Annotated in this window: 4 protein-coding genes and 1 pseudogene; all 5 read right to left on the reverse strand. The window is 37.6% G+C overall.

Translation table 11 applies throughout. The annotated features are described in order from the left end of the window. A partial coding sequence (locus J2X69_RS24405; RefSeq protein WP_310109400.1) for a condensation domain-containing protein occupies positions 1-1437 on the reverse strand: 1437 nt, incomplete at its 3' end. Positions 1438-1495: 58 nt separating this feature from the next. Further along, positions 1496-4888 carry a methylmalonyl-CoA mutase family protein gene (locus J2X69_RS24410; protein ID WP_310109404.1) on the reverse strand — a complete coding sequence of 1131 codons (3393 nt, stop codon included), beginning with the start codon at positions 4886-4888 and terminating at the stop codon, positions 1496-1498. Positions 4889-4899: 11 nt separating this feature from the next. Beyond that, complete coding sequence (locus J2X69_RS24415; RefSeq protein WP_310109407.1) at positions 4900-6546, reverse strand: glycosyltransferase family 2 protein; 1647 nt, start codon at positions 6544-6546, stop codon at positions 4900-4902. 496 nt (positions 6547-7042) lie between these two features. Next, complete coding sequence (locus tag J2X69_RS24420) at positions 7043-7708, reverse strand: IS982 family transposase (protein ID WP_310109409.1); 666 nt, start codon at positions 7706-7708, stop codon at positions 7043-7045. 252 nt (positions 7709-7960) lie between these two features. Further along, positions 7961-8322 (reverse strand): annotated as a pseudogene (locus tag J2X69_RS24425) (transposase); the annotation flags it as partial.

The raw sequence follows: 8322 nt of genomic DNA on the forward strand, positions 1-8322 counted from the left end.
ACCATCCGGAGTCCTTTCAACCTGGCGCTCGAACAGTTCACAGATCGTCGCCGACCTCTCATACTCTCTATCAGTAGCGTTCCAATCGTATACAAGACGGGAATATGTTTCTTCAGGAAGAACAGTGTAACTTTTAATTTGAATTTTATCTCCACCAACCGCCCCTTGGATTATCTTCACAAAAGATCGTATTAATTGCCTAATCAAGTCGCCGTCAAAAAAAGTCTTTCTGTATTCCAGTTTAAAACGAAGGACATCAGAGCGTTCATCATATAACATTCCAATCTCATAAATACTATTTGTACTCCATGTAATGTCAACTGGCTGAGTTGTCAAGCCCTGTAACTCAAATGGAATTACATTGAGATAACTCTGAGCAAATCCAATGTTAACTATGTTCGCTGTTTTTCCTGCCAGTAGTCGTTGATCCTGAACAATATCCCCCAATGTATATCTCTGAAACGGCTTTACACTTTTACGCTGCTGATTTATCTGATTTATGAGTTCGTCCAGCATATCCACTTCACGCAATTCAAACTTCATAGGAACATTATTCATGAAACAACCAGCAACCTCCAAAAATTCATCAGGCCGTGTCATGACCGAATAATTAAGAAAAAAAAAATCCTGACTGATATATTTAGACAAAACAAGTCCATAGAAGGAAGACAAGACAACGAATACGGTAGTGCCTTTTGCTTTTGCATAGTTGCGCACCTTCTCACTTTCCTCACTACTCAAATCAAAATAGATGAATTCACCCAATGTATTGGAATGATCAAGGCTATTAGTCTGATAGGGTAACGCCGTCGTCAAAGGAATATCTCCTATAAAATCCAACCAGAACTTTCTGGCTTTCAATTTATACTGTTTATTCAATACTTTACATTCTGCCTGAACTGCAAGAGAAAAAGTCTTTGGAACATTCGGTAGATTTTTGCTTCCAACAGATAGGGCATTATAGGCTTGTTGTATCTGGCCATAAAGTTGAGAAATAAAAACAGCATCACAGATAATATGATGAGTCACAAAAAAAAAGTAAAATTCTGGCTTTCCTCTGTCTAGACTTTTCATCAGACACAATTTTAAAATTGGCCCCTTTGTTAAATCAAATGGACAATAGAGGAACTTACCAACCTGCTGTTCAAGCGGAATACCAGGATTAAACAGTGCTTCGAGATAAAAATCATCTATTGTGAATTCACCATGGTAGCAGATCTCACCATCCTCTGAAAACCTCACCTGTACAACTTCATTTTGACTAATGAACATCTCACACGCCTTTCGAAGTGCCTTCTCGTCCAGACCCCCGATTATTTTGTGTAGATAGGAAACATTATAGGTCACTGCATCAGGTGCAAGAACCCATTCAAAGAAAAATCTTTTCTGGTACTCTGAAATAGGTAATTCACGGAGCCTCCTTATATTTTTTTCCATAACAATCGTTCAAATTCAAAGTCTGAAATATTAAGCTAAGAAAAAGCGTCCCCTAACCTTAGCCATTCCTTCTGTACTGGCCACCAGTTTCATATAAAACACGGGACATCTGGCCTAAAGTACAAACTTTGCTAGCATCCATTAACTTATTAAATATATTGTCATTTTGCAATACTGTATTCTTAAGCTGCGCAAGTATTTTTTCTGCCTCTGAATAATTCCTTTTTATAAAAGCCTCTTTTGAATAAACAGCAAATTCCCGCTCTTCTTTCGTGGACCGCGTGACATCGTCAGGAATTACGGTCGGTGATCCGTCGATACCTAAAAAGGTGTTAACACCTATAATGGGTAACTGGCCAGAATGTTTAAGCATTTCATAGCGCAGCGACTCCTCCTGAATTTTTGATCGCTGATACATTCTTTCCATGGCACCCAACACTCCTCCCCTTTGAGAAATATTGCTAAACTCCCTCCATACGGCCTGCTCCACCTTTTGTGTAAGTTCATCAATAATAAATGACCCTTGCGTCGGATTTTCATTCTTTGAAAGTCCGTACTCTTGATTAATAATGAGCTGAATCGCCATAGCTCTTTTTACTGAAGCCTCAGTTGGCAAACCAATTGCTTCATCGCTGGCATTGGTATGCAAAGAGTTACAGTTATCAGACAGTGCCTGTAAGCCCTGAAGTGTTGTTCGTACATCATTGTATGCAATTTCCTGAGCGTGCAATGACCTGCCGGAAGTTTGCACATGATATTTCAATTTTTGTGAGCGCTCATTTCCGCCATACTTCAATTTTATTGTTTTTGCCCAAATTCTTCTCGCAACTCTGCCCAATACAGCATATTCAGGATCCATTCCATTTGAAAAGAAAAAAGACATATTGGGCACAAAATCATCAATATGCATTTTGCGTGATAAAAAATACTCGATAAATGTAAAGGCATTAGCTAACGTAAAAGCGAGTTGTGTGACTGGCGTTGCGCCAGCCTCTGCCATATGATATCCTGATACCGATAGCGAATAAAAATTCTTAATGTTCTTGTCTATAAAATATTCCTGTATGTCACCCATCATCTTGATAGCGAATTCAACAGAGAATAAGCAGGTGTTCTGGGCTTGATCTTCTTTCAAAATATCAGATTGCACAGTCCCCCGTATGCCCGCCAACGTGTTACTCTTGATTTTCTCATATACTGATCGTTCAAGAAACTGATCTCCTGTTACGCCAAGCAACAATAATCCCAGTCCATCATTGCCTTCAGGTAAGCCTCCTTGATAGCTTGGCTGCCGAAAACCTTTTGATGAGAAATATAAAGCAATCTCTTTTCTGATTTGTTCCACCATTCCATGTTCGCGAATGTATAGCTCACATTGTTGATCAATGGCAGCATTTAAAAAGAATCCGAGAATCATAGGCGCAGGGCCATTTATCGTCAAATTTACGGATGTCTTTGAGTCTGCCAGATTAAAACCTGAGTAAAGTTTCTTTGTGTCGTCCAGATTGCATACGCTAACTCCCGTACTTCCAATTTTTCCGAAAATATCAGGTCGAAAATCTGGATCTTCCCCATAAAGGGTCACAGAATCGTGTGCGGTAGAAATCCTTTTCCCCATCAATCCCTTGGACAAATAATGGAATCTTTTGTTCGACCGTTCGGGCCCACCTTCTCCGGCAGTCATTCGTGTGGATGACTCTTCACTCCTCTTTAATTGAAAGACCCCTGCTGTATAAGGAAATTCACCCGGAACATTTTCCATTAACACCCAACGAACAATTTCCCCCCAGCTCGAATAGTTAGGAATACTCACCTTTGGAATTGGAATGTTCGAAAGTGTTGACTGAAACAAGTCATATTCCAATACTTTCCCTCTTACCTCGTATTTTAAACGTGAATTGCGATATTTATTTTGAAAGTTTTTCCACTGGTCAAGAATTGTTTTACAAGAAGGATCCAGTTTACGCTCTAGCTCTTCACACAAATTCTTAAGTTCATTATCTGCGGGTTGGAATTCATCTGTTCCATCCACACTCCTTTTCTTCAGCAAATCGAGAGTTCCTTTTACCTGAAATAACTTACCCGCTACGTCTGCTTGTTCCTCTACATGATGGTCATACTGTTTGTTGACCTGTACAATTTCTTCTAAGTATCCAGCTCTCCCAGAAGGAATAATGCTAGTTTTTAATGAAGTACAACGTTTAACGTACTTCCCATCCCACGTCTTCCCCAACTTCTTTTCGATTTCTTTCATTAATAAGGAATACAAAACATCAGTCCCTTCATCACGAAATTGCGACGCAATAGTACCCGTGATAGCCAAGGTGTCACCCAAAACATCAAAAGGTTGCCTGTTTTCACTAAAATGTCTGCGAAGATCTCGTAAAGCATCCAGTGAACCCGCCTTATCAAACTTATTTAAAGCTACTAAGTGAGCATGGTCTAACATTTCAATTTTCTCCAATTGAGATGCCGATCCGTAATCCGGGGTCATCGCATATATTAATATGTTCGCAAATTCAACAACTTCACTCCCGGACTGACCTATGCCAGAAGTTTCTAGAAAGATGCAATCAAAGTCAGCTGCCTTAAATATTTGAATAGCGCTCAAAATACTTTTACTTAAAGACCTGTTAGTCAATCGTGTTGCCACCGATCGCATAAAAACTCCTTTATTATTGATTGAATTCATCCTTATTCGATCACCCAATAGTGCGCCACCCGTTTTTCGCTTAGTCGGGTCGACTGAAATTATCGCAATTTTCTTCTGTGGAAAATCAATAAGGAAACGCTTCACCAGTTCATCAATCAGTGTAGATTTTCCAGATCCCCCAGTACCAGTTATACCTACCACTGGAATGTTGATCTTGGATGATTTTTCTATCAATGAAGAAAAGTATGTTGCAAACAGTTCAGGATTATTTTCTGCCACAGTTAACAAATTGGCAATACATCTTTCATCCAATGCTGAAGGAAAAAGATAGGATGCCTCGGGAAAAATGTGCGTCGTAGTAAAATCAGATTGTTCTAACACCTGATTAATCATTCCCTGAAGGCCCAGCCTCCTTCCATCATCGGGCGAATATATTCGAGCAATCCCGTATTTATGGAGTTCATCCATTTCCCAAGGCAGAATGGTACCACCGCCTCCACCGAAAATTTTAATGTGAGGAGCGTTCCTAACCTTTAGAAGATCATACATGTACTTAAAGTATTCAAGATGCCCGCCCTGATAAGAAGTGATAGCAACTGCCTGTGCATCCTCCTGAATTGCACAATTCACAATCTCCTCCACTGTTCGATTATGCCCAAGATGAATTACTTCAGCGCCTGAATTCCTTAGGAGGCCCTGCATAATATTAATGGAGACATCGTGACCATCAAATAAAGAAGTCGCAGTTACAATTCTCACCGGATTCTTGGCTTGGTAAATTTGTGTTTGTCTATCCATACAGTTGTTCCTTAAATATCATGAAGCATTGCAGACTCTACATTATTGTGTTCCTGTCTGCCTTGTCGCCCAAAAGCTATGATACACCAGACAAGATTAAAACTCAAAAACAGTAACGCCAAATGGTATTTTACTGCATCAAAGGCAAATCCATAATTAACAAACCATGAAACAAAACAAATACTTAAACACATAAAGATCATCGCAACATGAAACAACCTGTTTCTTAAAACATTCATCCAACTCATTGCGTTCTCAAAACCTTTTTCAGTTACTTTCCAACCTTGAGACATACCTAGAATAAACTTAATATTGCTCTTCATTTGAGTGACCATAATAAATGTCTCTATTAAAAAAAAACCACTATAGAGATCCATCACTTTCCTTTTGATTGAAATAGATTGAGACTTATCATTTAAACTAACGTAACTTGTAAATATTCCTACTAATTGTGGAACAACAAACATCGATACAATAAAAATGGTGGCACTCCCTCCAGGCACTAGCAACTGCAGTGCAAATGCAACCACAAAAAAACATCCTATCACAAACTGATGCAGAATATGATAAGATATGTCAAATTTTGAAAGTATTGAAACGCGTTCAGAATAAATTTTATTGAAATATTTGAAAAAGACCTGCGTATTTCCATACATCCATCGACTCCACATTCCATCCAGTGCATGTAGTGAACTCGGTACCCACTCTCCCGTCTCAATATTCAACTGCTTTCCAGTATATCCTTTTGAAAATGCATCGACTGATTTTAAAATGTCCTCTGTGATGATAATGTCACCTTTATAATAACTGGTCCATGGTCCAATATCGTCTAGTGCCTTTTTCCTCCACATACCATTGTGCCCCTCAAAGATCTTATATCCACCATATCCCCGACTTATCATTCTTAGCCTTAATAAGTCTTGGTGCCAAGTAATTGCCTGAGTAAGTCCGTTAAAATGGCAATTGGTGGCCCGAATTCTGAATTGGATAAAGCCAAGGGCTTTATCAGCTTCAAACTCAGCAACTGCTCTTTCCAGTAGATTACAAGAATTTGGCAAAGTTGAATCAACATCAAGAAATACAACTAACTCATCGGGGGAGATAAATCTATGAGCTAAATCAAGATTGCCAGATTTAAGTTTATCCTGTTCTTCATTATAAACAAATTTTACAGTGATTTCAGGATGACGTAATTGAGACGTCTCGATATAGGATTTCCAGTTAACAAAATCGTCCGCTAAAACATTCTTTGAATTATCTACCACTATAATCACTTTCAAGCCAGGGTAGGGAGCATTAACAACAGAGTCAAAGGTCATTTTTGCTACATTGAACGGTTCCTGATACGAAGGAATGACAAACGTAATGGATGGCAGTTGTATTTCTTTGGGAAAATCAAGTGGTGTATCAAAATCTCTATCAAACCAGAAAAGAAGTTTAATATCATATAAAATTTGATATGTTTTGTGTAGCACCACAAAAAAAATAAGTAAATCCATCAAAATAAAAACTGCCAAAGGAAGTTCTTTAATGGAGTCACTGAAGAGGAAGACATAAAGCAATGAAATCATCAGAATTACGCATAACGCTTTCCCAGTTACAAACTTCTTCTCTGTTAATGACGCAGACAACTTATCATTCTTTTTATATATCACCATGTTTCCTTGTTATTCGATATAATTAATAATATAGCCATAATCTAACCTAATAGCGAAATAGTTACAGTTGCTACTTTTTTTGATTCTGGATGTATACTATTAAAAGCTTGGTCAATCAAAATAATTGTAATTCAATGAATTTTATACCGTTACAGTTCGGTTCACAGTATGTTTATAAATCAATCCTATCTCTCAACTGTTTTAGTGTAGAAAATATCTTTCGAGTCAAAATGTAGCCCAATATTCTAGCCATATAAAGTAATTGAGACTTCTAAATTATTAATTGATCTGTTGGATTCGTACTTCTAGGGATAATAAACAAGTTTCTGGAGCGTTAATTTGGAAAGAACTTTAGTTTTAAATACTTCAGAAGTATTGGCTACTCCCTTCTAGTCAGTCAAGTAAGGATCGTAAAGTTGTGAAAACTGAATTTCTATCCTCTCTCTAGCCTTTTTGTATACCCGTATTTGTCTCTCAAACCCTGCATGATTAACTTTCATTGTGATTTTAAATTTGATATTTGCGATATGAATAAGTTTAGTTGAATGGAAGATGGCGAACAACCCATGTCTCCAATCAGTGCGCGATCAAAGAGTATAGCGTGTATTTCATAAAAGAAATTTACATCATATATGGTAGCTTTAATAAATTCGATATAATGAGAAATACCAATTCCTGAACAAACCCTTTTTAATTTGTGTCCATCAAAGAACTTGTTATGTGCAGCACAGAATTTCCTTTCCGGAACGGTTTCAAATGCCTCTGCACAGATTATAGATTGCCTCTCCCATGAAAGAATGTCATCTTGAAGGCGAATGGAGTAGATGATGTTATTGTCTTCATAGCTGAGAAATCGTTCAGCGGATTTTTTTTGGACAAAAACGACAGGGAGAAAAAAACCTCTCTTTTTTCGGTTGAATTTTGATCTGTCTAAAGGCTTTGAAAATGATTTCCAATAATCACGCACGAGGTTATTAAACAACCAGTTTTCACTGTCAAAGGACATGAATTCACCTACCTGTGCATGGGTAACGACATCAAAATCAAAAATTTCTGATCCTGAATAGAGCTTGGAAAGATTCCCAGATGAAACGAAAAAGGAGAGATTAAGTGGTTTGATAGAATGAAAAATTATGCCCAAATTCGATTTAATATTTTGCATCTGCTTGGATTAGTAGCTTTTGATAAAATCCTAATACACTAATAATCTGTATTTTATACGATTTTTTTACTTAATTTTAATTACCACGATGAGTTATTTAGCAAAATAACTCCATCCTAACAGAAACATGTAAGGGAAAAATAACACTTTATGACACCATAAAAAAACGATTAACATAATAAAATTTGGAAATAATTCCGATTCCGCACAATAGGCTTCAGTTATTCAGAGATTCAGAATTTTTTTATATGATTATCCGCTACTTTGCCAGCAGGGTTGAATTCCCGAAATTATCAGTCGGTCAAAGAGTCTTTCCCCAAAATATCTACGGTTGAGCTTGTAGCAAAACTCGTCAATATAGTTTTGGAGCTTTCTTTCCGAGATCATTCTGTACTTTCTAAGATCGCTTTTTAGGTTGCTGATTGCAGTATGGGCCTATTTCAGGTTGAACTTTCCCTCTTTTGTAGAGGACAATTCGGTTACATGGACATCCACGAAATCTTCAAACTTAGCATAAGGGGTGCTGTCATCGGTCTGAAGAACAGCCTCCTTGTTGATAAAATCCTTGATCAGTTTCTCGGCTGTTTTAGACTTTAAATCTTCGATCTTCTTCA

This window comes from Algoriphagus sp. 4150, from assembly GCF_031457395.1.
Classification (GTDB): Bacteria; Bacteroidota; Bacteroidia; order Cytophagales; family Cyclobacteriaceae; genus Algoriphagus.